The sequence below is a fragment of the Flavobacteriales bacterium genome (assembly GCA_030584065.1).
Taxonomy (GTDB): domain Bacteria; phylum Bacteroidota; class Bacteroidia; order Flavobacteriales_F; family PHOS-HE28; genus PHOS-HE28.
This window is the reverse complement of the sequence record CP129489.1, coordinates 597,675-622,077: the sequence shown is the minus strand read 5'-3', so window position 1 is coordinate 622,077 and position 24,403 is coordinate 597,675. Positions and strand designations below refer to the sequence as shown.

The 24,403-nt window shown below is 64.4% G+C and carries 17 protein-coding genes, 2 tRNA genes and 1 pseudogene; 13 read left to right on the top strand and 7 right to left on the bottom strand.

The window, feature by feature from the left end:
• Nucleotides 1-46: 46 nt before the first annotated feature.
• A complete protein-coding gene (locus tag QY325_02685) occupies nucleotides 47-4,483 on the bottom strand; it encodes a PKD domain-containing protein (protein WKZ66837.1) in 4,437 nt (1,478 codons plus the stop codon).
• 456 nt (nucleotides 4,484-4,939) lie between these two features.
• Between QY325_02685 and QY325_02680 the strand changes: the two are divergent.
• Both QY325_02680 and QY325_02675 read left to right on the top strand, forming a co-directional pair.
• A pseudogene (locus tag QY325_02680) lies at nucleotides 4,940-6,079 on the top strand (DEAD/DEAH box helicase).
• A gap of 520 nt (nucleotides 6,080-6,599) precedes the next feature.
• Entirely contained in the window at nucleotides 6,600-7,907 is a 1,308-nt protein-coding gene (locus QY325_02675; GenBank protein WKZ66836.1) for an alkaline phosphatase D family protein, read from the top strand.
• Nucleotides 7,908-7,916: 9 nt separating this feature from the next.
• Here QY325_02675 and QY325_02670 read toward each other — a convergent pair whose 3' ends face one another.
• Nucleotides 7,917-8,396 (bottom strand): MarR family transcriptional regulator, encoded by a 480-nt coding sequence (locus QY325_02670; protein WKZ66835.1) that lies wholly within the window; start codon nucleotides 8,394-8,396, stop codon nucleotides 7,917-7,919.
• Between the two features lie 96 nt (nucleotides 8,397-8,492).
• Here QY325_02670 and QY325_02665 point away from each other — a divergent pair, with 96 nt between their 5' ends.
• A complete protein-coding gene (locus QY325_02665; protein WKZ66834.1) occupies nucleotides 8,493-9,197 on the top strand; it encodes a hypothetical protein in 705 nt (234 codons plus the stop codon).
• Here the strand turns inward: QY325_02665 and QY325_02660 are convergent.
• The 4 genes from QY325_02660 to QY325_02645 form a co-directional block, all read right to left on the bottom strand.
• Nucleotides 9,178-9,627 (bottom strand): DUF983 domain-containing protein, encoded by a 450-nt coding sequence (locus QY325_02660; GenBank protein ID WKZ66833.1) that lies wholly within the window; start codon nucleotides 9,625-9,627, stop codon nucleotides 9,178-9,180. The two genes, QY325_02665 and QY325_02660, sit on opposite strands and share 20 nt — an antisense overlap.
• Before the next feature lie 51 nt (nucleotides 9,628-9,678).
• Nucleotides 9,679-10,314 carry a peptide-methionine (S)-S-oxide reductase MsrA gene (gene msrA, locus QY325_02655; protein ID WKZ66832.1) on the bottom strand — a complete coding sequence of 212 codons (636 nt, stop codon included), beginning with the start codon at nucleotides 10,312-10,314 and terminating at the stop codon, nucleotides 9,679-9,681.
• A gap of 71 nt (nucleotides 10,315-10,385) precedes the next feature.
• Nucleotides 10,386-11,633, bottom strand: coding sequence for a DNA (cytosine-5-)-methyltransferase (gene dcm / locus QY325_02650; protein ID WKZ66831.1), 1,248 nt, complete (start codon nucleotides 11,631-11,633; stop codon nucleotides 10,386-10,388).
• Between the two features lie 124 nt (nucleotides 11,634-11,757).
• Nucleotides 11,758-11,830 (bottom strand) — tRNA-Gly (locus tag QY325_02645).
• Between the two features lie 152 nt (nucleotides 11,831-11,982).
• Here QY325_02645 and QY325_02640 point away from each other — a divergent pair.
• The 10 genes from QY325_02640 to QY325_02595 all read left to right on the top strand — a co-directional run bounded on the left by QY325_02640 (nucleotide 11,983) and on the right by QY325_02595 (nucleotide 23,224).
• A complete protein-coding gene (locus QY325_02640; protein WKZ66830.1) occupies nucleotides 11,983-12,669 on the top strand; it encodes a response regulator transcription factor in 687 nt (228 codons plus the stop codon).
• Between the two features lie 38 nt (nucleotides 12,670-12,707).
• Nucleotides 12,708-12,785 (top strand) — tRNA-Pro (locus tag QY325_02635).
• 407 nt (nucleotides 12,786-13,192) lie between these two features.
• Entirely contained in the window at nucleotides 13,193-13,384 is a 192-nt protein-coding gene (locus QY325_02630; protein ID WKZ66829.1) for a hypothetical protein, read from the top strand.
• A gap of 83 nt (nucleotides 13,385-13,467) precedes the next feature.
• On the top strand, nucleotides 13,468-13,593 hold the full coding sequence (locus QY325_02625; protein ID WKZ66828.1) for a hypothetical protein: 126 nt from the start codon (nucleotides 13,468-13,470) through the stop codon (nucleotides 13,591-13,593).
• A gap of 72 nt (nucleotides 13,594-13,665) precedes the next feature.
• Nucleotides 13,666-14,727 (top strand): ligase-associated DNA damage response exonuclease, encoded by a 1,062-nt coding sequence (locus QY325_02620; protein ID WKZ66827.1) that lies wholly within the window; start codon nucleotides 13,666-13,668, stop codon nucleotides 14,725-14,727.
• A complete protein-coding gene (locus QY325_02615; protein WKZ66826.1) occupies nucleotides 14,724-16,334 on the top strand; it encodes an ATP-dependent DNA ligase in 1,611 nt (536 codons plus the stop codon). The genes QY325_02620 and QY325_02615 overlap by 4 nt, the downstream gene beginning before the upstream one ends.
• A gap of 229 nt (nucleotides 16,335-16,563) precedes the next feature.
• A complete protein-coding gene (locus QY325_02610) occupies nucleotides 16,564-19,035 on the top strand; it encodes a ligase-associated DNA damage response DEXH box helicase (protein WKZ66825.1) in 2,472 nt (823 codons plus the stop codon).
• 64 nt (nucleotides 19,036-19,099) lie between these two features.
• The gene (locus QY325_02605) at nucleotides 19,100-20,272 is read left to right on the top strand and encodes an ATP-binding protein (GenBank protein WKZ66824.1); all 1,173 of its coding nucleotides are present in this window, start codon (nucleotides 19,100-19,102) and stop codon (nucleotides 20,270-20,272) included.
• A 147-nt stretch (nucleotides 20,273-20,419) separates the two neighbouring features.
• Nucleotides 20,420-21,631: a site-specific integrase gene (locus QY325_02600; protein ID WKZ66823.1), complete on the top strand. Its 1,212-nt coding sequence runs from the start codon at nucleotides 20,420-20,422 to the stop codon at nucleotides 21,629-21,631.
• 270 nt (nucleotides 21,632-21,901) lie between these two features.
• On the top strand, nucleotides 21,902-23,224 hold the full coding sequence (locus tag QY325_02595; protein ID WKZ66822.1) for a DNA cytosine methyltransferase: 1,323 nt from the start codon (nucleotides 21,902-21,904) through the stop codon (nucleotides 23,222-23,224).
• 95 nt (nucleotides 23,225-23,319) lie between these two features.
• Here QY325_02595 and QY325_02590 read toward each other — a convergent pair.
• Nucleotides 23,320-24,391, bottom strand: a protein-coding gene (locus QY325_02590) for an IS3 family transposase (protein WKZ66821.1) whose coding sequence is annotated in 2 segments (ribosomal slippage) — nucleotides 23,320-24,127 and nucleotides 24,126-24,391 — 1,074 coding nt in all. Because the reading frame shifts where the segments join, the coding sequence is not laid out codon by codon here.
• Between the last annotated feature and the right edge of the window lie 12 nt (nucleotides 24,392-24,403).

The following is a 24,403-nucleotide window of genomic DNA, read 5'->3' as shown; positions in this document are numbered from 1 at the left end:
CCCATCCGGAATCGGATGGGGGCCGCCGCTCAGTTTCGGATCGGGGTCAGCGCACGATCACCAGCGGGATGGTCCGGCGCACCTCGTCGCTGCTGACGCGGATGAACCACACACCGCTGGCCAGGTCGTTGCCGGGCAGGGTCATGCGACCGGCGGGTCCGGCCACGCGGTGCTGCATCCAGGTCTGGCCAGCCTCGTTGATCACCTCCAGTTGCAGCGGGTAAGCGTCGGTGAACCCGTGCTCCACCACGATGCGGTCACCGTCGAACCAGGCGCTGAGGCGGTCGGCGGCCGAATCGGGGCCGCTGATGCCTGTACTGAGCTCCACGGTGACGGTGACGACCGCCGTGCTGGAGCAGGTGCCGTTGCTCACGGTGAGGGTTACAGCATAGGTGCCGGGGGCGGCGAAGCTGTGCACGGGGGCTTCCTCGGTGCTGGTGCTGCCGTCACCGAAATCCCAGGCATGGCTGGTGGCATCGGTGCCGGCGCTGACGAAGGCCACCGGAGCGCCCACGGGCACCACCTCGGCATCGGCCATCGCAATGGCCACCGGGGCCTCGCCTGCGCCCACCACCACCTGTTCCACAGGCGTAGAGCAGCCCGCCGCATCGGTCACTTGCACGGTGTAGAGGCCAGGGCCGGCCGGCATGGAAGCGTCCGTGCTGCCATTGCTCCACAGGTAGGCATAGGGTGCCGTGCCGCCCATGGCGAAGGCCTCGGCGAAGCCGTCGCTAGCGCCGGGGCAGCTGGCCGCGATGCCTTCGGTCTGCACCGCAAGGGCTTCGGGCTGCTCGATGCGGAAGGCCGTACGGAGTTCGCTGCAGCCTTGGTAACCATTCACGGTGAGCTCATAGTCGCCCATGGCCAGGCCCTCCAAGGCCACGGTACCGGTGACGGCGGTCTGCGTGGCGATGGGCTGGCCCTGGTCATTGTACCAGATCACATCGGCGGCGCCATCGGCGATCACTACCTGGGCCGAGCCGGAGGACTGGCCATGGCAGGCCGCATCGGTGGCAGCCACCTCCAGCGGAGCCGTGGCCATGAGCAGCAGGCGCGGGGTGGACATGGCCTCACCGGCCGGTAGCTCGAGCGTGTAGGTGCTGCCCTCGGCGAGGGGGATGGTGGTTCCGGTGACCAGATCGTGCAGGCGCAGGCAGCTCAGGCCCACGGTCTCCACCCCGGTAACGGTGATGGTGTATGTGCCCGCCGCCCCGGCCTGCACCGCCACGGGAACCTCGACAGCGCTGCTGAAGGGGCCGAAGGCGTTGATGGCGAGCGGGGTGCCGGTGGAGGTCAATGTGGCCACCTGGGGGGCCTGCGGGTGACCGAAGACGTACTTGGGCACATCCTGCGCATCCATTTCATGCGTGCCTTGCGTGAAGAGCAGCAGCGTTTCGTCGCTGAAGCTGTTGATGCCGCTGGTGATGCGCAAGCGGACCAAGGCGGGGGTCTCCTCGCTGCCGCCGAAGAAGCCGCCGGCGTTATCGGCCACCTTGTCGGCCTCCTCCACCGTGGTGGTTACGGCGGGGCCCTCGGCCTTGAGGTAGAAGCCCTGCATGCTCTGGATGGTGTTGGTGCCGCCGTTGGTGCCGGCGTTCAGGTCGATGTCCCACGTGGCCATGTTGCCCGCTGCCGGGTTGAAGAAGGTGACGTAGTCAGCGACATCGGCGCCGCGGGCGATCTGGTCGAAGGCGATGGGGCTGGGCAACGGGTTGGCCACCAGGTTCCAGCCATCCACGGCCGGGTTGCCCGTATTGGTGTAGGTCATCGGCAGCGTGATGGGCGTGCTCGCGATCACCGGCGACTGATTCTCGAGGTCGATGGTGAAGGCCGCTGTGCTGATCAGGTTGTCGCCGCACCAGGCTGCGAAGCCCTGCCCGGGAGTGAGGAGCTGCGTGTTGCTGCTCACGCCGGTCATTCCGTTGTTGACGCTGGCACCCGTGTTGGTCTCATCGTACCAGCGGATGCTGGGCCAGGGGTTGCCGTTCTGCGTGAAGCCGGGGAAGTGCGAACCGGGGAAGCCGGCGGTGTAGAAATCGTCGATCCAGTGGTTCACACGGCGGCTCTGGATGGGGCTGCCGAGCAGGCGCCAGTTCGTGGCCCCTGCGGGGATGTACCGCTCCATGCGCATGTGTCCGGTATAGCTCGCTGTGCCGCCCACGGGCCCCAGGCGACCGGTGTAAGAGGCGGTGCTGCGCATGATCACCGGATTGCCCGTGCAATCGAAGGCGCCATCCTCCAGCAGCAGGGTGCCGCGCATCTCCACGGTGCCATTCACGTCCAGTCCATCGGGCGCATCCACCGTCAGGTCCCAGAAGCTCGTGGAGGATGCCAGCGTGAGTGTCTTGGCGCCGCTGCCGGCGAATGCCAGCTCGCTGTTGTCCTGCGCAGTGAGCGTTCCGTTGAAGGTCGCCGCTGCACCGTTCACGGTGAGCGTGGCGCCGCCGTTGAGGATGAGTGTGCCGCCGTTCGCCACGGTGAGGTCATGCACATCGGCATCGGCCGCGGCATTCACCGTGTGGCCGGCCTGCACCACCATGCCCGTGATGGAAGAGAAGGTGGCCGGACCTGCCGCACCGCTGGGGGTGAGGCTCCAGATCGCATCCGTGACAGCGCCCGATGAACGGCTGTAGTAGGTGCAGATCGCCACGTTCACCGTCACCTCATCGAAGCTCTCCGTACACGGTGCGTTGGTGATGGTCCAACGGAACACGTAGGCCCCGGGGGCGGTGAGCCCGCTGATGGCCGTGGAAGGGGACGCCGCATCGGCGAAGCTGGCGGACACCGGACCGCTCACCTGCGTCCATGCGCCGGAACCGGATGTGGGCGTGTTGGCGGCCATCGTCGCAGTGCTTTCGTGCAGGCAAGCATCCATGTCGGCGCCGGCATTGGCCACGGTGGGCTGTTGCGTCACCGTCACCTCCACCGTGTTCGAGCTCGTGCAGCCGTTGGCCGCGTGAGCCGCGGTCACCGTGTAGGTCTGCGTGCTGGTGGGAGAAGCCGTGACTGTGGCTCCGCTGGTCCCGCTGAGTCCGGTGGCCGGGCTCCACGTGAACGTGGCTTGCGGCGTGTAGGTGAAGGTGATGCTCCAGCTGCCCACGGAGCCGCCGTCGCCGTTGGCATCATCGCGGATCAGCAGGTTCCACGTGCCATTGAAATTGCCGGTGAACAGCGAGAGTGTAGGGTTGGACTGGTTGAACGAGCCAGGGCCCGGTGCGCTCGGCCACGTGTCAGGGGTGCCGATATTGGTCGGCGCGTATACACCGGAAGCGATGGACGACGCATCGGGCAGCGCCGGCTCGCCGTCCATGAGCACCACGTTCACCCCGGTGATATTCGTTCCTCCGCCGACATCGCTCATTAGGATCACGTTCGTGCCCGTGGCGGATTGCAGCAGGATGTCCAGGTCGTCAGGGTAGGTATGCGTCACACCGTTCAGGGTCACGCTTTCCACGGTTACGCCGCTGGCCGGCAAGCCGCTCACGCTCACGGCCCAGGGGTAGACACTGCCGTCGTTGGCGCCACTCGCTCCCACGGTGCTTGGCCCCCCCGTGCTGGTAAAGGTGACGCGCGCGGTGCTGGTGCTCGAGGCCGAAGCCGTCAGGTCCACGTTACCTCCATTGCAGATGCTCGCACTGGGCGGTGTAATCGATGGCACCGTAGGGGAGCCGCCCGGCACGTGGAAATCGTCAAAAACGGCGCTCTCCCCGAAATCGCCGTCATGGTTCCAGAGGCAGCCGATCACGGGCAGGCTTGTGCCGGTGTAGGTGGCGTCTACCGCGGAACCGGCCGAGGTGGCGGCTGTGAGCGGGTCACCGAACTGCGTATTGCCGTTGTCGCGGTAGAAGAGGCTCCACGTGTTGGTCGACGGCACATAGGTCACGCGCACATCAAGGTAGTCGTTATCGAAGTTGCCGGCCTGGATGATGGTGGCGAGGTTGTTATCGAGATCCAGGCCGCCGTTGTAGCGCACCAGGCGAAGGGCGTCCGAATCATCGCCTTCACCGAGCACCACGGCATAGCCCTGGCCCAAGGTGAGGTTGGCATTGGACCCCGCGAGCACCACGGCCATGCCGTCCTCCCCGGGATCGAAGCCGCTCAGTTCACCCTCGCTTTCACTCTGCCGGAAGCTGAAGGCCCAGGTGAGGGTGCAGTTGTTCTGGTTGAGCGTGGTGCTGTAGCTGCCCGGCGTGGTCTGCGTTACGTACTGGCGGTTGTTGCCCGAACCCGTTCGCTGCAGCCTCAGCCGGTTGCCGTTGATGGAAGCCCCGGCCGCGCCGGTCTCCGTCTCGGTCCACCCTCCGCCAACGGTGTTGCTATTGGCCCGGTTGAACCTATCCACGACGTCCTGCGCCTGTGCTCCGGCTGCAGCCAGCAGGAAGGCCAGGCCCACTAGGAGCGGCCGCAGCCGCCGATGCGTGGGCCGGCAATGGGTTTCCGGAGCCTGAATCGAGCCTTTCGGGTAGGTAAGCGTGCGTTCCATGATCAATGCCCGTAGCGTTTGGGGCGGCCTTGGAACGGGAGGGGAAGCCGATAGGTTTCGATGAAGGCGGAATCGCATCCGACCATTGCGCGTGGTACCTCGACGGAAACACGGAATGCAGCGGTCAATCCCGTCACGGCGCAGCCGAATCCAGCTGAACGAAGGCCCTGCAGATGGATCAATCGCCTCTTCCTCAGGGGATTGAAAGAAAAAAGCCGAGCGTGGCCGGGTCCGCCCTAGCTTTGCCGCCGTTCCGGAAGGACCGGAACTTGCCCCGAGCGCCCAGCTTCTCCCGCGCATCCAGCGCGGTTGTCCTGTCCAGGCGCCATCCCCAGCGGATCATTGCACGCCGGACCAGTTGAGGGGCTCCAGAACAACACCTGAACGGGTGTGCTCCAAGGTCAATGGCTTGGGTGCATCCACACACACCGCACCGGTGCACGGTGCACGCATACCATGGAACGTACCACGTTCAACGACCTCGGGCTGATCGAGCCCATCCTCAAAGCGCTTCAGGAAGAAGGCTACACACATCCCACCCCCATCCAGTCGCAGGCGATCCCGCACCTGATCAAGGGACGCGACCTGCTGGGTTGCGCACAGACCGGCACCGGTAAAACAGCCGCCTTCGCCATCCCCATCCTGCAGGAACTGCATGAGCGCGGCATCGGCGCACAGGGCGGCAAGCGCCCCATCAAGGTGCTCATCCTCACCCCCACCCGCGAGCTGGCCATCCAGATCGGCGAGAGCTTCGCTGCCTACGGTCGCCACCTGAAACAGCGGCACACCGTGATCTTCGGCGGTGTGGGCCAGAAGCCGCAGACCGACGCGCTGCAACGCGGCGTGGACACCGTGATTGCCACCCCGGGCCGCCTGCTCGATCTCATGGGCCAGGGCTACGTGCATCTGAACGACCTAGACGTCTTTGTGCTGGACGAGGCCGACCGCATGCTCGACATGGGCTTCATCCACGACGTGAAGAAGGTGATCGCCAAGCTGCCCCAGAAGCGCCAGACGCTCTTCTTCAGCGCCACCATGCCGCCCGAGATCGCCAAGCTGGCCAACAGCATCCTCACCGAGCCGGTGAAGGTGGAAGTGGCGCCGGTGAGCAGCACGGCAGATACCATCGACCAGCACATGTTCTTCGTGGATCGCACGGACAAGAATAAGCTGCTGCTGCACCTGCTGCAGGGCGATGCCATCCGCGAGGCCCTCATCTTCACCCGCACCAAGCACGGCGCCAACAAGGTGGCCAAGGTGCTCACCCAGGCCGGCATCGGAGCCGAGGCGATCCACGGCAACAAGAGCCAGACGGCCCGCCAGAACGCGCTGAAGAACTTCAAGGAAGGCAAGATCCGCGCGCTGGTCGCCACCGACATCGCCGCACGCGGCATCGACATCGACGGCCTCACGCACGTGATCAACTTCGACATCCCGAACATCCCCGAGACCTACGTGCACCGCATCGGCCGCACGGGTCGTGCTGGCGCCAGCGGCAAGGCGCTCTCCTTCTGCGACCATGAGGAGAAGGAGTACCTGCGTGACATCCAGAAGCTCATCCGCCGGGAGATTCCCGTGGTTTCCGACCACCCGTATGTGATGACCGGCGGACCCAAGAAGGCCGAGCCCGAGGTGAGGGAGCCGCGACACCCGCGCGGCCAAAGGCGCGGCCAGCAGCAGCGGCAGGGCCAGCAACCGCGCAATAGCCAGCAGCGGACCCAGCGCGATGGCCGCCCGCAGGAGCGCAGCCCGCAACGGGAGCAGCGCCCGGCGCAACGGAACCGGCCAGCCGCCGAGGGGAAACCGCGTGAGCAGCACGGCGCCCGCCCCCAGCAGCGCGCGGAGAAGCCGCAGCGCGCGGCACGCCCGCAGCAGGACCGGCCGCGCCGTGAGGAGCGCCCCCGGCCCGACCAGGGACAGCCTCAGCACCAGCAGAACGCTGCCAAGCCCGATTATGCCAAGCTCACGCGCGAGCTATTCGATGAGGACGACAAGCGCACCGCTCCGAAGAAGGCGGAAGAGCCGAAGCGGCCCGGCATCCTCCGCTGGTTCCGCAAAGGCTGAGGCGCGCGCCGATCGGATGGGGCGGGGGTAACTTGCCCGCCTCTCCCATCCCATGCGCCGACTGCACCTTACCCTTCTGCTGATGCCTTCACTGGCGGTGTGCCAGCCACTGGTCAATGGCCCCATGCCCGGCCACAGCGACTTCCTGGAGGCCACCATCTGGATGCAATGCCTCGGCCCGTGCTCGGCGCGGCTGGAGTACTGGGCCATCGACCGGCCCGACAGCATCCTCCGCACACCCGTCCAGGATTCGGAGGCCCGCCTGGCGCACGCCATGGACTTCGTCATGGATCAGGTGGTGCCCGGCACCACCTATGGGTACCGGCCCGTGGTGAACGGCCGGCCCGTGGATGTGGGCCAGCCCCTCACCTTCCGCACGCAGTCCCTCTGGAAGCATCGCACGGACCCGCCCTCCTTCTCCGTGGCGCTGGGCAGTTGCGCCTACGTCAACGAGCCCGCGTACGACCGCCCCGGCCGGGCCTATGGGGACGGCTACGGCATCTTCAACGCCATCGCCAGCAAGCAGCCTGACCTGATGCTGTGGCTCGGCGACAACATCTACCTGCGCGAGCCGGACTGGGGGTCGCGCACGGGCTACCTGCACCGCTACACCCACACCCGGTCGCTGCCCGAACTGCAGCGGCTGCTGCGCTCAACGCACCACTACGCCATCTGGGATGACCATGACTTCGGGCCCAACGACGGCGATGGCAGCTGGGTGAACGCCCCCCTGGCGCTGGAGCTGTTCGACCTCTTCTGGCCCAACCCCACCTGCGGCGTACCAGGCGTTACAGGGGCCATCACGGCCTTCAGCCACGGGGATGCTGATTTCTTCCTGCTCGACGACCGCACGTATCGCGTGCCGGCCGATGCCAAGACCGGTGCGCCCGCCCTGCTCGGCGCCGCCCAGCTCGACTGGCTCATCCGCGCCCTCAAGTACAGCGATGCGCCCTTCAAGCTCGTTGCCGTGGGCAGCCAGGTGCTGAGCACTGCCGCTGAATACGAGAACTACGCCACCATCACCGGAGAACGCGGCGAGTTGCTGCGCCGGATCGAGGAAGAGGGAATCACCGGGGTCGTGTTCCTCACGGGCGACCGGCACTTCACCGAGCTGAGCGCCTTGTCCCTCGCCGATGGGCGGGTGGTGCACGACCTCACCGTATCGCCGCTCACCTCCGGCACCTATACCGCCAAGACGCCCAATGCGAACCGCGTGGAGGGCACGCTGGTGGAGCGGCGGAACTTCGCCACGCTCACCTTTACCGGCCCGCGGAAGGAACGGCAGCTCACCATGCGGGTGTTCGACCAGGCAGGCGAACTCCTGTGGGAGCGCACGCTTCAGGCCGAGCGCAAGCGTTGAGGGGCGGGCTCAGCCGCGCCAGCCGTCGAGGATCCGGTTGATCCGGTGCGCATCCTCGGTGCCGAGCCCTTCGAGGACGGGATCCAGCTTCGTGCGGTTCACCTCGTCCAGTCGCTTGAGGAGTTCAAGCCCCTTAGGGCTGATCCGCACGTACACGACGCGGCGGTCCACATCGCACCGTTCCCGGATGACCAGCCCCTTGGCGATGAGCTTGTCGGTGAGCCGCGTGGCATTGGGCGCCCGATCGATCATGCGCTCCTTCACGGCCTGCATCTTCATGCGCCCGCCGTCGGAGTCAGCCGAGGAAGAGGATGCCATCGCCCCCCGCAGTATCCGGAGGATATTGTACTGCTGCGGACTTAGTCCGAAGGGCTTGAACACCGCCACCTGCATGGCCCTCAGCCAGTTGGCCGTGAAGAGCACGTTGAGCATCGCCTTCTGCTGTTCGCTGGAGAAGCGGCTTTGGAGCTCCGAGTCGATACCGGGCATGGCCTGGGAACGGGTTGCGCGGCGAAGGTAGCCGCAGCAAGGGGTTGCGGCCCCAAGCCGCGCACCATGGTATTTTGGCGGCCCAAGCCGATGCGCATGCGCCACCTTCTCAACGCCCTGCCCGCCCTGATCCTGCTTTCCTGCGGCGGTCCTGGACCCGAACAACCCGCACAGGCGGACCCCGGAGCCGGGACCGGGGGCGGCGCCGCAACCGCCTCTGCGGCTTCAGAACGCGACCGCTGGCAGAAGCCGGAGGTGATCCTGGGCCTGATGGGCAACATCGCCCACATGACCGTGGCCGACCTCTTCGCGGACGACGGCTACTTCACCTTCAAGCTCATCGAGGCCGGTGCCAACGTCATCGCCGTCGTCAACGATGCCGGCCAAGCAGAACGGATCGAGGCGGAGAAGAAGCGCCGCAGCCTGGGTGACGACCGCCTGCAGGTGCGGGTGGTGCCTGTGGGTGACCCCGGCATCCGCAACGCGGAGGCCGACATGGCCCTCATCGTCCATCGCTTCGTGGGCATCCACGACAAGCGCGACTTCTTCAAGCGCATGCGCGATGGGATGAAGTACCCGCGGTATCTGGTAATGGTGGAATGGCAGAACCGCCAGACCGAAATGGGGCCTCCCCTCAGCGAGCGCCTGCCCTCCGACCGCATCATGGACCTGGTGGGCGAGGTGAGCGAGTACAGCGACGTCGGGGCGCACTCCGACAAAGTGCCTGACCAAGTGGTCTTCCTGATCAACGACTACATCGACCCCGGAGCGGGCGGTGAGATCATCGAGACGCCGCAGTAGCGGAGCCTTGGGTCGCGTTGGCACGCTGCGCGGCCTGCCGAAGCTCCTTCTCCGTGGGTGCGGTGCCCTTGTAGTGCATGAAGAGGTTCGCCCAGAGCGTCTTGCTGATCGCATAGAGCCAAGGAGCCAGCGCTACCAGCCCTCCTACGACCAGCGCCGCCCTTACGGCAACCGGCGCACCCGGCCACAGGACAATGGTCGCCACATAGACGGAGGTGCCCAAGGCAACCGCCAGTGCGTACGCCACATACATGCCGCCATAATAGAACCCCGGCTCAGGCGTGTATTTCCGGTCGCATGCCGGGCATTTCTCCAGCACATCCCCTACCGTGGAGAGGTGGTACGGATTCGCATCCACATAGAAATCCCCTTCGTGGCAATGCGGGCATTTGTACCTGAAGATGCTGTATGCCTTGCTCCGTTCAGCCATGATGCAAAGCTAGCCGTGCAGCCCCGCACGGGGGGTGACCGGGGTCACGGATCAGCGCTTCAGCTTTTCGGCGAACACCTTGCGGAACTTCTCCAGCTTGGGCCGGATCACCATCTGGCAGTACCCTTGGCCGGAGTTCTGGGCATAGTAATCCTGGTGGTAATCCTCCGCCTCGTAGAACACTGATGCCTTCGTGACCTCGGTGACGATCGGCGCGGGGAAGGCGCCGCTCGCGTCGAGCTTCCGCTTGTACGACTCCGCAAGGTCCCGCTGGGCCTCGCTATGCCAGAAGATGGCCGAGCGGTACTGCGTGCCCACATCGGCTCCCTGCCTGTTGAGCGTGGTGGGATCATGCGTCTGCCAGAATACCTCCAGGATCTCGTCGAGGCTCACCACGGAAGGGTCGAAAACGATCCGTGCGACCTCGGCATGCCCGGTGCGGCCGGTGCAGACCTCCTTGTAGCTCGGGTTCTTCACGGTGCCGCCCATATAGCCCGATGTCACCGAGAGCACTCCTTTCAGCTCAGCGAAGACAGCCTCTACGCACCAGAAACAGCCTGCTCCGAGGGTGATGGTATCGGTGGATTGAGCGGGGAAGGGTTCCATGTCGGCAAAGGTGGGGTCCATGGCGGAAGGCGCACAGGACATCAAGCAGGGAGAGAGCAGGGCTGCGAGGAGAGGCTTCATGCTGGGCTGCGAAGTTGGCACCGCAGCGGGTTCCTCTCCTGAACACGCGGAGCCCCCGGCCGGTTCTGCCGCTACCGGAACGCCAATAGCGCCTTCCCGATGCGCTCCACGACGCCCACCACCAGCGCATTGCCCATGAAGAACGCGCGCCACGCATCGCTCACCCCCGCCGTGTGGCCATCCGGGAACATATTGAGCCGTTCCAACTCCACGGGGGTGAGGCGCCGGTAGCGCCCCTTCACCTTCACCACGTGCTTGAACCGCGATGGCGAACGTCCTCCCTCGCCGGTGATGATGGTCCGCGAAGGCTTGTCCAGAGGGTCCGGGAATGCCATGGCGCCTTCCGCATAGGCATACCGATGGCCGCCTGCCGTGGCGCGCTGCTCACGCTTGGCCCCTTTCAGATAGCGCCACTGCGCCAGTTCCCTGGTCGGTATGCGGAAGGCGGCGGGAACCTCCTCCTCCGGCTGGAGCACTGCGCCCAGCGTGGCCGGCTCCTCGGCGATGGGCTCCACCGCGGCGGTGAACACCCAGCCGTCCGCCATGATGCCACAGCCCTTGAACGGCGAGCGCGCTCCCTTGCCACCGAAGCCGCGTGAGAGCTCCTCCAGCGTACCGGAGATCGGAAAGGCGGAGACGCCCTCACCCGCCGGTTCACACGGAAAGGCCTTCGCCAAGGGGCCGCTCTCGGTCATCCAGCCCCCCGGCGTGGCGGCCCGAAGCGCCTGGTGGCTCTGCGTCCCGCGGAGGTGGCCCACGATGAAGACCCGTTTGCGCCGCTGCGGCATGCCGTAATCGGCGGCATTCACCACGCGCCATTCCACGGCATAGCCGAGTTCATCAAGCGAGCGCAGCATCACCGCGAAGTCACGTCCGCGCTGGTTCGCCGGCGATCCCAGCAGCCGGTCCACATTCTCCAGAAGCAGATGCGCCGGCTTGCGCTCCTTCTCCTTGAGGATGCGATGGATCTGCCACCACAGCACGCCTTTCTTCCCCACGAGCCCCTTGGCATTGCGCAGCGTACTGGCCACCGAGTAGTCCTGGCAGGGGAACCCGCCCACCAGCAGGTCATGGTCGGGTATATCGGCGGTGGGCACCTTGGCGATATCGGCACTCGAATGATGGTCGCCGCCGAACCGTGCTGTGTAGACCTCCGATGCCCATTGCCGGCGCCTGCCCGGCTCGTGCTGATTGCTGAACACCACCCTGTAGCGGCCATGGGCGCCCGATGCCCGCTCCAGGCCGAGCCGGAATCCGCCTACACCGGCGAAGAGCTCGCACACGCGCACGACATCCTGCTCCCGGGTACGCTTGGCCATGGCGGGCCGAACCTAGCACCCGATCCACACGCGCAGACCCCGTCGGGGAGCCCCCGGATCAACGGCGCGGTGTTCAAGGGGGGCCGAAAACAGGATGGCCTCGTCCGGAGGGGCGAGGCCATTGAGCGGGAAACGGGATTCGAACCCGCGACCCTCAGCTTGGGAAGCTGATGCTCTACCAACTGAGCTACTCCCGCAAAGAGGCGCCTTTCAGCGCGGGGCGAAATTAGCATGGCGACAGTCATCCCACGCAGCCTGATCGTGCTGCGACCTTAACCTACATTTGAAGACGGGTTAACGCCCGCGAGGGCAGCGGGGAGGGACCTTTGTCCCCGTGATGCTTGGAACCATGGCCTCAACGACGACACAGAAGGTCCTCCTGGTGGACGATGAGCCCGATATCATCGAGCTGCTCAAGTACAATCTGGAGCGCGAAGGGTACGCCGTGTCCTCGGCCAGCAATGGCCGCGAGGCCCTGAAGGTGGCCAAGGCGGAGCGCCCCGACCTGATCGTGCTGGACATCATGATGCCGGGCATGGATGGCGTGGAAGTGTGCAACCAGCTCCGGCAGCAGCCCGAGTTCAAGAACACCGTGATCACCTTCCTCACGGCCCGGGGGGAGGACTATTCGCAGATCGCGGGCTTCGAGGCCGGTGCGGATGACTTCATCACCAAGCCGGTGCGCCCCAAGGTGTTCGTGAGCAAGGTGAAGGCTCTGCTGAAGCGTACAGGTGCCGACCGGCCAGAGGAGCAGGTGCTGGAGGCCAACGGCGTTCGAGTGGACCTGGAGAAGGTGACCGTGCAGGTCGGTGGCCAGGAGATGCATCTGCCCAAGAAGGAATTCGAACTGCTCGTGCTGCTCATGAGCAAGCCGGGCAAGGTCTTCAAGCGGGATGAGATCTATGGGCAGATCTGGGGCAATGAGCTCTTCGTCGGCGACCGCACCATCGATGTGCACATCCGGAAGCTGCGCGAGAAGATCGGCGACGACCGGATCCGCACGGTGAAGGGCATCGGCTACACCTTCGAGGCCTGATCGGCGCGTCCGTCTATATTTGCCGCCCCTTGCAGCTACGGGGTGTAGCTCAGCCCGGTTAGAGCGCTACGTTCGGGACGTAGAGGCCGGTGGTTCGAATCCACTCACCCCGACCAGACCAAGCCCTGGCGACGAAGTCGCTGGGGCTTTTTCATGCGTGACCGAGCGGAGCTTGAGCGCGTAAGGGGATGGAAAAGCCCGACGATGCGCAGCAGCGTCAAGGGCTTGCGCATGAGGCCTCCCCCCCTTCTGGCATGGCCGCCTTCGGCCAACCCACACACCCCGACCGGCCAAGCGGGGCATGCATGGGCTTGGCGGACCTCATGGCGCCGCGGGGAGGGGTATCGCCCAGGCATCCGGTGGTCCAGCTGCAGGGTGAGCGCTATCCCCGAAGGCATCGGCGCGTTCACGGCCTTGGACACGCCGCTCAGCCCTTGAATGCCGCCTTTCCTCGAATGCGGCACAACCGCCGGCATCAGACAGGCATCCCCAGCCGCTCGGCAACCGTCTTATCATCGGAACCATGTCACGCTCCTATAAGATAGCGTTGATCCTCAAGAGCCGGAGCAGCCTCCCGGTTTACAAAGACCTGGCGAAGCTGAGCGACCGCGAGTTGGACGAGCAGGTGCATGCGCTGATCAGCCGCATGCGCCGGAACGAGAGCTCTGTCATCGCCCGAATGGTCCTGCGACAGCCCACATTCAGCCTCAACTGAGCGGTCCGGAGCCGATCGCCGCAGAACGCCTTCGCGAGCGCTTCTATATTTGGCGCCGGTCCGGTTCACATAGGACCCCCTCCATGAGCGACAACCACTTCGAAGGCCACTTCCCCGAGGAGGCCGAGCAGAACGAGATCGGCGGTCCGGTCCTGGTGGCCCTGATGGTCCTGGGCATGATTGTGCTCATGATCTGGGCCGCCAGCTAGTTCCGGCATCATCCCTGCATCGAACACCGGTTCGCTTGCGGTGTTCCACGGCAACTGCGCTAGCTTGAGCGCGTGCCACTGACGACTTTGCTGTCATTCACGGACCGAGGGATTCACTGTCCGGTGGCGGACGTGTACATCGACCCCTGGCGGCCGGTAGACCGTGCCATCATCACCCACGCACACAGCGACCATGCCCGGCGCGGCAGCAAGCACTACCTGTCCTCCCCCATCACCAAGGCGCTCATGCATTCGCGGCTGGGCGAGGACCTGCACATCGACACCCTGGTGCACGACCAAAGCGTCACCATCAAGGGGGTGAGGTTCTCGCTGCACCCGGCCGGTCACATCCCCGGCAGCATGCAGGTGCGGGTGGAATACAAGGGTGAGGTATGGGTGGCCACCGGCGATCACAAGCGCCACACCGACGGGATCAGCGACCCCTTCGAGCCGGTGCGCTGCCACACGCTCATCACCGAATGCACCTTCGGATTGCCCATCTATCGGTGGAAGGAGCCTTCAGAGGTGTTCGCTGAGATCAATGGCTGGTGGCGCAGCAATGCGGCGAACGGTGTCTGTTCGGTGATCAGCGCCTACAGCCTGGGCAAGGCACAGCGCGTGATGACCGGCGTGGACCGGAGCATCGGCCCGATCCTGGTGCACGGGGCCGTGGCCAACATGAACACCGTGCTTCAGGACTGCGGGCTTGAACTGCCGCCGTGGGAGCATATCACCAAGGACACCCCGAAAGAGCGCTTCCGCAACGCGCTGGTGATCACACCGGGTTCTGCCTTGGATACGCCGTGGATGAGCCGCATGAAGCCGTACCGCAGCGCAATGGCGAGCGGCTGGATGCAATTGCGCGGTTGGCGGCGCCGCGGCAACATCGACAAGGGCTTCGTGCTAAGTGACCATGCCGACTGGGACGCGCTTTTACTGGCCGTGAAGGAGAGCGGCGCCGAGCGCGTAATCGCTACCCACGGGTACACGGATCTGTTCAGCCAGTACCTGCGGAGCGTTGGATATTATGCGACCGCAGAGTCGACAGAGTTCGCAGGAGAAGCGGGTGCCGACGTACAGGACGGCACACGTAGTGTCGACCCACCGGGTAGACCCGAAACGCCCGCGCCATGAACAGGGAAGCTGAATTGTTCGATGCGCTGGATTCAACAACCAGCACCAACACCAAGGTGGAGGCCCTGGCTACGTATTTCCGCGAAGCGGACGATGCCGATAAGCTCTGGGTGATCGCGTTGCTGAGCGGGCGGCGCCCGAAACGCCCGGTGACGAGCACGCAACTGCGCCAATGGGCCGCGGAGGTCAGCGGCATCCCGGACTGGCTCTTCGAGGCCAGCTACCACGTGGTGGGCGACTTCGCGGAGACCGTAACGCACATCGCGAAGCTGGAAGAGCGCATGGTGAAGCCCCTGGCGGAATGGGTGCGGTACGTGGAAGAACTGAAGGACTTGTCCGAGCAGGAGAAGGCCGCGCGCGTGAAGGCCGCGTGGGCTGGACTTGAGGGCATGGAGCTCTTCGTCTTCAACAAGATCATCACCGGAGGCTTCCGGATCGGGGTGAGCCAGAAGGTGATGGTGAAGGGCCTGAGCAAAGCCACCGGCGTGGGCGAGGATGTGCTGGCGCATCGGCTCATGGGCGACTGGAGTCCGCATACCACCACTTTCCACGACTTGGTGCTCGGCGCGAACGAAGGTGACGACCACAGTCGCCCCTACCCCTTCTACCTGGCCTACGGCATCGAGGGTCCCGAGGGAACGGCCGCGGGTGCCGGACTCGAGGACCTGATGCCCCTTGGCGACCCGCGCGACTGGCAGGCCGAGCACAAGTGGGACGGCATCCGTGGGCAGCTCATCGTGCGCGGCGGGCAGCACTACGTGTGGAGCCGCGGGGAGGAACTGGTCACCGACAAGTACCCCGAGCTCGAGGCGCTGCGAAAGGGCTTGCCTCATGGCACTGTGCTGGACGGGGAGATCCTGGCCTGGAAGGATGGTGCGCCCCTCCCCTTCGCCGAACTGCAAAAGCGCATTGGGCGAAAGAGCGTGGGGAAGAAGCTGCTGGCCGATGTGCCCGTGATCTTCATGGCCTACGACCTGATGGAGCACTTGGGCGAGGACATCCGCCAACGGCCGCTGAGCGAACGGCGCGCGCTGTTGGAGGACATCGTGTCCAATGCGGGCCAGCCGATGCTTACCCTCTCGGCCACGCTGCCCTTCGCTTCGTGGGAGGAGATCGTGGCGCACCGCGAGCATGCGCGCACCGCCAGCATCGAGGGCCTGATGCTGAAGCGGCTCAGTAGCACCTACGAAGTAGGTCGCCGCCGCGGCGATTGGTGGAAATGGAAGGTGGACCCGCTGAGCGTCGACGCCGTGCTCACCTTCAGCATGCAGGGCCACGGCCGCCGCGCCGATCTGTACACCGACCACACCTTCGGGCTCTGGCACAACGGTGAGCTGGTCACCTTCGCCAAGGCCTACAGCGGCCTCACCGATGCGGAGATGCTGGAGGTGGACGCCTTCGTGAAGAAGAACACGCTGGAGCGCTTCGGTCCGGTGCGGCAGGTGAAGCCTGAGCTGGTGTTCGAGGTCGCCTTCGAGGGCATCAGCCCCAGCACGCGCCATAAGAGCGGCGTGGCCGTGCGCTTTCCACGGATCGCCCGTTGGCGCCGGGATAAGAAGGCGGAGGAGGCGAACACGCTGGATGACCTGAAAGGAATGATCAGATGACATCACGGATCATCATCGCAGCACCCGTAGCGTCGACCCACTGGGTCGACCGGACAGGGCGTATGATCCCTGCTGGCCGTGAGCATGGGTCAGGCACCGTGCCCGCGCGAGGGATGGTAGCGGAAAGCCCGCAAACGAGGAGCCCCGGCTCAGGGGCCGGGGTGAACGAGTGCGGACTTGCAGCGGACAGCCCGACCCGAGGAACGAGGGGCGCGCCCAAATACCCATCATGAGCGCACACCCCGCATTGGACCAATGGTTCGCCTCCCAAGGCTGGACCGCGCAGCCCTTCCAGCGCGAAGTGTGGTCGCACATGGCCGAGGGCCGCAGCGGCCTGCTGAACGCGCCCACCGGTACGGGTAAGACCTACGCCGTGTGGGGCGGTGTGGTGAACCACGCGTTGCTGCAACCTTCCAAGGCGCAAGGCCTGAAGGCCATCTGGATCACGCCCCTGCGCGCGCTGGCCGGCGAGATCGCGGAGAGCGCCCAGCGGATGTGCGACGGCGTGGGCCTGGACTGGAAAGTGGGCGTGCGCACGGGCGACACCAGCACCAAGGAGCGCGCGGCGCAGAAGAAAGCCCTGCCCCAGCTGCTCGTTACCACGCCCGAAAGCCTGCACGTGCTGCTGGCCACCAAGGGCTATGCGAACCTCTTCAAGCACCTGGACTGGTTCATCGCCGACGAGTGGCACGAGCTGCTGGGCAGCAAGCGCGGCGTGCAGGTGGAGCTGGCCCTGAGCCGGCTGAAGGCCCTGCGGCCGCAGCTGGGCATCTGGGGCATCAGCGCCACGATCGGGAACCTGGAGGAGGCGATGGCGGTGCTGCATGGCACCGACATCGTAGATCGCACCCGTAGTGTCGCCCCACCGGGTCGACCTACCGGTGCGGATCGACCCATCCCCGTCCTCGTCCGATCCACCATCCGCAAACCAATCGAGGTCCGCAGCATCATCCCCGAGGAGGTGGAGCGTTACCCATGGGCCGGGCACCTGGGCCTGAAGCTGGCGCACCGCCTGCTGCCGATCATCGAGCAGAGCACCAGCACGCTGATCTTCACCAATACCCGCGCACAGAGCGAGATCTGGTACCTCCACCTGCTGGACATCGCGCCGGAGCTGGCGGGCACCATCGCCCTGCACCACGGCAGCCTGGACCGCGACGTGCGCGAGTGGGTGGAGAAGGCGCTGGACGAAGGCCGTCTGAAGGCCGTGGTGTGCACCAGCAGCCTCGACCTGGGCGTGGATTTCCGTCCGGTGGAGACCGTGGTGCAGGTGGGCGGTCCGAAGGGCGTGGCGCGCTTCGTGCAACGCGCAGGGCGCAGCGGCCACCGTCCAGATGCCGTGAGCCGCATCTGGTTCCTGCCCACCCACGCACTGGAGCTGGTGGAGGCCTCCGCCCTGCGCCAAGCCGCCGAGGAAGGCAGCATCGAGGCGCGACAGCCACTGTTCCGTTGCTTCGATGTGCTTGCGCAATACCTGGTGACGCTGGCCGTGAGCGACGGCTTCGCCCCTGCCATGCTCTACGAGGAAGTGCGCTCCACGTGGTGCTTCCAGGACATCACCCCGGAGGAATGGGACTGGCTGCTCACCTTCATCACCACGGGCGGCAAGAGCCTCACGGCCTACGAGGAGTTCCGCAAGGCCGTGGTGGATGCCGACGGGATGATCCGCGTGCACGACCGCCGCATCGCGCTGCGCCACAAGCTCAGCATCGGCACCATCGTGGGCAGCGAGAGCTACGCGGTGAAGCTGATCGGCGGTGGCCGCATCGGCACGGTGGAGGAATGGTTCATCAACCAGCTGAAGCCCGGCGATGTGTTCTGGTTCGCGGGACGCAGCCTGGAGTTCGTGCGTGTGCAAGGACTGGTGGCGCAGGTGCGCAAAAGCCGCGAGCAGAAGGGCAAGATCCCCAGCTGGCAGGGCGGTCGCATGCCCCTGAGCAGCTACATGGCCAAGGTGCTGCGCGCGCAGCTCACCGATCCAGGATGCAACACGGAGATGGCCGCCGTGCAGCCCATCCTGGATCGCCAGCGCGAAACGAGCATCGTACCCACCGAGGATGAGCTGCTCATCGAACGCTTCGAGAGCCGCGAAGGGCACCACGTGGTGATCTACCCCTTCGAGGGGCGGCTGGTGCACGAGGCCATGGGCTCGCTCCTCGCCTTCCGCATGAGTTTGCTGAAGCCCATCACCTTCAGCATCGCCATGAACGACTACGGCTTCGAGCTGCTCAGCGACCAGCCCATCCCCATCGAGGAGGCGCTGGACAACGACCTGTTCAGTCCGCAGGACCTGCTGAGCGACCTGCAGCGCAGCCTGAACGCCACCGAGATGGCCCGGCGGAAGTTCCGCGACATCGCCAGCATTGCGGGGTTGGTGTTCAAGGGCATGCCCGGTCGTCCGCTGAAGGAGCGGCACATGCGCGCCAACAGCGGCCTCTTCTTCGACGTGTTCCGCGAGCACGAGCCCGACCACCTGCTGCTGCGGCAAGCCTATGACGAAGCCTTCGACGTGCAGATGGAGCTGCCGCGCATGCGCGAAGCCCTGGAACGCATCCAGCGCCAGCGCATCGTGCTGAAGGATCCCGGCCGCTTCACGCCCTTCGCCTTCCCCATCCTGGTGGACCGCCTGCGCGAAAAGCTCACCAGCGAGCAGCTGGAGGACCGGATACGCAAGATGACGGAGCGGTTGGAGAAGGTGTGAACGCTCCTCGGAGCCTCATTGCTTGTTTTGAGATTTCTAAAGTTGTACTTTAGGATTCTCAAACATGCGCTACACCGACCGCGACCTTGGGAAGGTCCTGCTGAAGGCCTCCCGCTCCTTTCCCGCCGTGGTGCTCACGGGGCCGCGCCGCGCGGGCAAGACCGTGCTGCTGCGGAAGCTCTTCCCCAAGGCCTCGTACACCCTGCTGGAGGACCCCGACGTGATCGCCCGCATGCGCGCCGACCCGCAGGGCTTCCTCGATGAGATGAAGCTGCCCGCGATCCTCGACGAGGTGCAGAACGTGCCCGAGCTCTTCTCCTACGTGCGCTCGCGCATCGACCGGAACCCACGGCGCACGGGGCAGTGGTTCCTCACTGGCTCGCAGGAGGCCGCGCTGATGGGTGGTGTCACAGAATCGATGGCGGGGCGTGCGGCCGTGCTGCAGCTGTACCCTCTGTCCATCACGGAATCGCCACGCGTGGGCCTGCTGCACGGCGGCTACCCCGAGGCCGTGGCGCGGCCCAAGGGCGCGGGGCTGTGGTTCAGCAGCTACGTGCAGACCTACCTGGAGCGCGACGTGCGCGCCGTGACCAACGTGCGCGACCTGGCCACCTTCCGGCGCTTCATGGCCCTGCTGGCCACCCGGCACGGGCAGGTGCTCAACCGCACCGAGCTCGCCGCTCCGTTGGGCGTGAGCGTGCCCACCATCAACCAGTGGCTGGGCGTGCTGGAGACCACCCAGCAGCTGCTCATCGTGCCGCCCTTCTACGAGAACCTGGGCAAGCGCCTCATCAAGTCGCCCAAGGTGTACTACGCCGACAGCGGGCTGGCCTGCCACCTGCTGGGCATCACCACGGCGGCCGAGCTGGAGCGCTCGCCCTTCCTGGGCGCGATTTGGGAGGGCTTCGTGGCCGCCGAGCTCATCAAGCGGCAGGTGAACAGCGGGGGCCGGCGCGAACTCTACCACTTCCGCGACCAGCAGGGGCTGGAGGTGGACTTCCTGGTGCCCACGCCCAACGGCGGGGTGGACATGATCGAGTGCAAGGCCTCGCGCACACCGGTGCCCGGCATGGCCTCCGCATTGGCACAGCTCACCAAGGCCTTCGAGGAAAAGCGCAAGCTGGCCCGTCCCGCACGCTGCTTCATCCTGCACCGGAAGGGCGACCGCCGAACGCCGGAAAGCCTTGCCCATGGCGTGAAAGCGATGGAGCTGGGGCAGTGGCTGGAGCGCATGTGAGCCCGCGATCATTTATGAGCTATTTAAAGTTACACTTTAGGAATCTCATGAACGGGACCCGGCACACCCATCCGTTCAGCAGGGTTAGCGGTCGGCCGGGAGGTGCGCCTCGATCGTACGACCGGCTCCTTATCTTGACCGTGCCCCATGGACAAGAAAGCCGCCGACAGCCCGGGATCGGTGACCCTGGCGCACCTGGTGCACAAGGACCAGCGGTGCATCGCGCTGCACTTCCCCTACGATGCAGGGTTGATCGCTGCGGCCCGCAAGGCCGGCGCCAAGTGGAGCAGTACGCACCGCTGCTGGTGGATGCCCAACAGCCCCGAGCACCTCAAGGTCATCTTCGATGCCTTCAAAGGGCTGGCCTGGGTGGACATGAACGGCCTGCGGAAGCAAGCGGATGCGCCTGCACCAAGCCGCGAGCGCACCAAGGGAATGCGGAACAGCGCCTCGAAGCCCGTTGATCCGTCCCCGAAGGCGCCACGCGAGCCCAAGGCGGACGCACCGGCGCTGACGTCCCTACAAGCGCAGGCCCTGGCCGACATGCGCCGGAAACTGGAGGTGGCCCGGTACAGCCCGCGCAGCATCCAGGTGTATCTCAGCGCCACCAAGCAGTTGTTCCAGCACTTCCCGCGGAAGCACCCGAACGACATCCGCACGGAGGACATCGAGGCCTTCCAGCACCACCTGGCCACCGTGCGCAAGGTGAGCAACAGCACCCTGAACCAGGCGGTGAACGCCATCCGCTACTACTATATGAACGTGGTGGGCGATGCGCGGCGGGTGACGTTCATGGAGCGGCCACGCCATGAGAAGAAACTGCCCATGGTCCTGAGCGAGGAGGAGGTGGCCGCCCTATTGCGCAATGTGGAGAATCTGAAGCACCGGAGCATCCTCATGCTCATCTACTCCGGTGGGCTGCGGCTCAGTGAGCTTATCGGTCTGGAGCGACAGGACCTGGCCGTGGAGCGCGGCCAACTGATCGTGCGCAGTGGCAAGGGTAGCAAGGACCGGATCACGCTGCTCAGCCGTAAGGCCTTGTCCTCCTTGGAGGAATACCTGACCACCTACAAGCCGAAGCGATACCTGTTCGAAGGCCCCGATGGCGGCCCGTACTCCCCTCGCAGCGTGCAGGTCATCTTTCATCGCGCCCGGGAGAAGGCCGGCATCACCAAACCGGCCACCGTTCATACCCTGCGCCACAGCTTCGCGACCCACCTCTTGGAGAAGGGCACCGACCTGCGCTATATTCAGGCCCTGTTGGGACACAGTTCCAGCAAGACCACGGAGATCTACACCCACGTAAGCACCAAAGCCCTTGGCAGGATCCGCAGCCCGCTAGATGACCTGGACCTGTGAAGTTGTCATTGCGCACTATCACCCGAATAGGAACGATATACGCAATAGGCACCTCCACCCAAGTCCAGAAATTTACGCAATGCGGCAATGATCAGTTAGGGGTCAGCGGCGAAAAATACGCCCAACACAGGCCCTCGCTCGAATGAATTACAACAGAACCCGGCCCGAAGAAATACACTCGCTGCTGATGGTTACCTTGGGCTCATTGGGGTGCCAATCTTCCCGTCAACCAACGGTCGACCAAAGCCCAGAATCTCAGGAACAGCGTACATGAATCAGTCGAAGACAAGACGGAGTAACAGCAACTCCAAGCCATTCGCAATCGACCTCTTTAGTGGTGTTGGTGGCCTCAGCTTAGGGCTAAAGATGGCTGGCATTCAAGTTGGCGTTGACGTTGAGATTGAAGAGACCGCCGGTCGATATGCTCAGTACAACTTCCCAAGCACCAACGTACTCTTTGGTGAAACGGCTGGAGATGTATACAACTTCAATCCTCAGCGTCTTCAGTCGCTTGGCTTGCGTAAGCAGGATGTGCTTCTGGTAGCGGGCGGTCCGCCTTGCCAAGGATTCTCTCTTGCCGGTAAGAGGCGGCAAGACGATCCGCTGAATCATCTTGTCGCTGAGTTTGCTCGTGTGGTCTTGGACTTCATGCCCCCGGTCTTCCTAATGGAGAATGTCCCGGGACTGAAGACCTCTGACTCACCAATGCTTGGCCGAGCACTGAAACAACTTGAAAAGCGCTATCAAGTCATCGGTCCTGAAACGTTGAAGGCATGGCATTTTGGAGTGCCGCAGATGAGACAGCGTGTGTTCATTCTCGGCATAGAGAAGGGATTAGGAATAACTCCGACACTTCCATCTCCCACACACTATCGACCAACCGAAGGGGCAAACCTGTTCTTGCATCGGACACCTACCTCATGGGAGGCGATTTCAGATATTCCTGAGGTTGACCTTTTTGAAGAGCTGATTAGTGGCGACCGAGTAGCATACGACCGCGCACCAGAATCATTGTTCCAAGAATGGATGCGCGGCACTCGTGAACTGAACTCCTTCACAAGCATACAACCACAATGGGATCACCGGATATGCACGAACTTGCGTCGGACCCAACACGGACCTGACCTAACAGCACGCCTTAGCAAGTTAGGTTTCGGACAAGCTGATCCCGTTTGTGGGATTCGCCGACTCGACCCAAGTGATATTTCAACAACCATCCGGGCAGGCACAACAAAAGATCGTGGCTCTTGGTCCGCGCCAAGACCGCTGCATCCGTATCAAAACCGTGTGTTGACCACGCGTGAATGTGCGCGGATCCAGACATTCCCCGATTGGTTCCTCTTCCACCCTGTGAAGTGGCATGGCAATCGAATGGTTGGAAACGCGGTCCCACCATTCCTTGGAAAAGCAATTGGTGAGCACATACTTGAGTTACTGGGTCTTAAGCCAGATTCAGTCGAGGATGTACTTCCCCGTGACTCAAGTCTTATTGAAGCAGACATCAAGGCTGCCGCCGAAAGCGGATACGAGAGAAGAAAGGTTTCTCAGAAGGTGGTTTCGTGGAGCACCAAAAAGCAACTGCTTGATGTCTGACAAGATTTTTGAAATCTACGGGGTACCAGCCAAAGCTACTGTAAGCTTCCCCTGTTTTCGGGCCGATCATAACTAGAGGCTCCTGGGGCATAGGTTTAGGATCGGATGGGCGCTGGCGGCCGGTAGCCAAGCGCCTTGTGTGGGCGGTGATGGTTGTAATCGGTCATCCACTCATCGGCCTTCTCGCGCACCTCGTCCAAGGTACGGAACACGTAGGCGCTGAGCAGTTCACGACGGATGCTGCCGTTGAGGCGTTCGATGTAGGCGTTCTGGGTGGGCTTGCCTGGCTGGATGTAGGTCAAGGTAATGCCGTGTTCGCGGCACCAGTGGTCGAGCTTGGCGCTGATGAACTCCGGGCCGTTGTCCACGCGGATCATCTTGGGCAGCGGACGCACTGCTTTGATGCGTTCCAGCACGCGTATCACGCGCAGTGCGGGCAGTGAGGTGTCCACCTCGATCGCGAGCACCTCCCTGTTGTAGTCGTCGATCACATTTAGCAAGCGGTAGGTCCGGCCGTCCCAGAGGCTGTCATGCATGAAGTCGATGCTGTAGACCTGGTCCGGACCAGCAGGACGGAACAGCGCCTGCTTCACCCGTGCAGGCAGCCGTTTCTTGGCCCTGCGACGAATGTTGAGGCCCAGACCGGTGTAGACCCGATACACCCGCTTGAAGTTCCACAGGTGACCCATCAAGCGCATCCGATGATGGCTTTGCCACACCCCGATGGCCGGGTGCTTCTGGGTGAGCTGTTCCAAGACCTGGATAATGGGCGTGTCATCCGCTGGGGTCTTGCAGTACTGCGCGGTGCTGCGCGCCAAGCCCACGCTGCCGCAGGCTTGGCGCTCGGAGATGCTGTGCTCCTGTATCATCGCCTGAACGATCTCGCGCTTCTCGTCAGGCGCCCCACTTCTTTTCCACCACCTGCTTCAAGGCATCATGCACCATGCTCAGCTCGGTGTACATGCGCTTCAGGCGGCTGAGCTCCTCCTGCAGGTCACGCAGCTGCTTGACCTGGTTGGGCTCCATGCCGCCATACTTGGCCTTCCATTGGTAGAACGTGGCGTTGCTGATCCCGTGCTCGCGGCACAGGTCGGCCACCTTCGAGCCAGCCTCGTGACGCTTGAGGATGGCGATGACCTGATGCTCGGTGAACTTGCTCTTTCTCATGGCTACGTGTGG

Bases quoted from the DNA above. Each gene is read 5' to 3' on its own strand.
- QY325_02685 (WKZ66837.1), bottom strand. From the start codon at position 4,483: ATGGAACGCACGCTTACCTACCCGAAAGGCTCGATTCAGGCTCCGGAA.
- QY325_02675 (WKZ66836.1), top strand. From the start codon at position 6,600: ATGCGCCGACTGCACCTTACCCTTCTGCTGATGCCTTCACTGGCGGTG.
- QY325_02670 (WKZ66835.1), bottom strand. From the start codon at position 8,396: ATGCCCGGTATCGACTCGGAGCTCCAAAGCCGCTTCTCCAGCGAACAG.
- QY325_02665 (WKZ66834.1), top strand. From the start codon at position 8,493: ATGCGCCACCTTCTCAACGCCCTGCCCGCCCTGATCCTGCTTTCCTGC.
- QY325_02660 (WKZ66833.1), bottom strand. From the start codon at position 9,627: ATGGCTGAACGGAGCAAGGCATACAGCATCTTCAGGTACAAATGCCCG.
- msrA (WKZ66832.1), bottom strand. From the start codon at position 10,314: ATGAAGCCTCTCCTCGCAGCCCTGCTCTCTCCCTGCTTGATGTCCTGT.
- dcm (WKZ66831.1), bottom strand. From the start codon at position 11,633: ATGGCCAAGCGTACCCGGGAGCAGGATGTCGTGCGCGTGTGCGAGCTC.
- QY325_02640 (WKZ66830.1), top strand. From the start codon at position 11,983: ATGGCCTCAACGACGACACAGAAGGTCCTCCTGGTGGACGATGAGCCC.
- QY325_02630 (WKZ66829.1), top strand. From the start codon at position 13,193: ATGTCACGCTCCTATAAGATAGCGTTGATCCTCAAGAGCCGGAGCAGC.
- QY325_02625 (WKZ66828.1), top strand. From the start codon at position 13,468: ATGAGCGACAACCACTTCGAAGGCCACTTCCCCGAGGAGGCCGAGCAG.
- QY325_02615 (WKZ66826.1), top strand. From the start codon at position 14,724: ATGAACAGGGAAGCTGAATTGTTCGATGCGCTGGATTCAACAACCAGC.
- QY325_02610 (WKZ66825.1), top strand. From the start codon at position 16,564: ATGAGCGCACACCCCGCATTGGACCAATGGTTCGCCTCCCAAGGCTGG.
- QY325_02605 (WKZ66824.1), top strand. From the start codon at position 19,100: ATGCGCTACACCGACCGCGACCTTGGGAAGGTCCTGCTGAAGGCCTCC.
- QY325_02600 (WKZ66823.1), top strand. From the start codon at position 20,420: ATGGACAAGAAAGCCGCCGACAGCCCGGGATCGGTGACCCTGGCGCAC.
- QY325_02595 (WKZ66822.1), top strand. From the start codon at position 21,902: ATGAATCAGTCGAAGACAAGACGGAGTAACAGCAACTCCAAGCCATTC.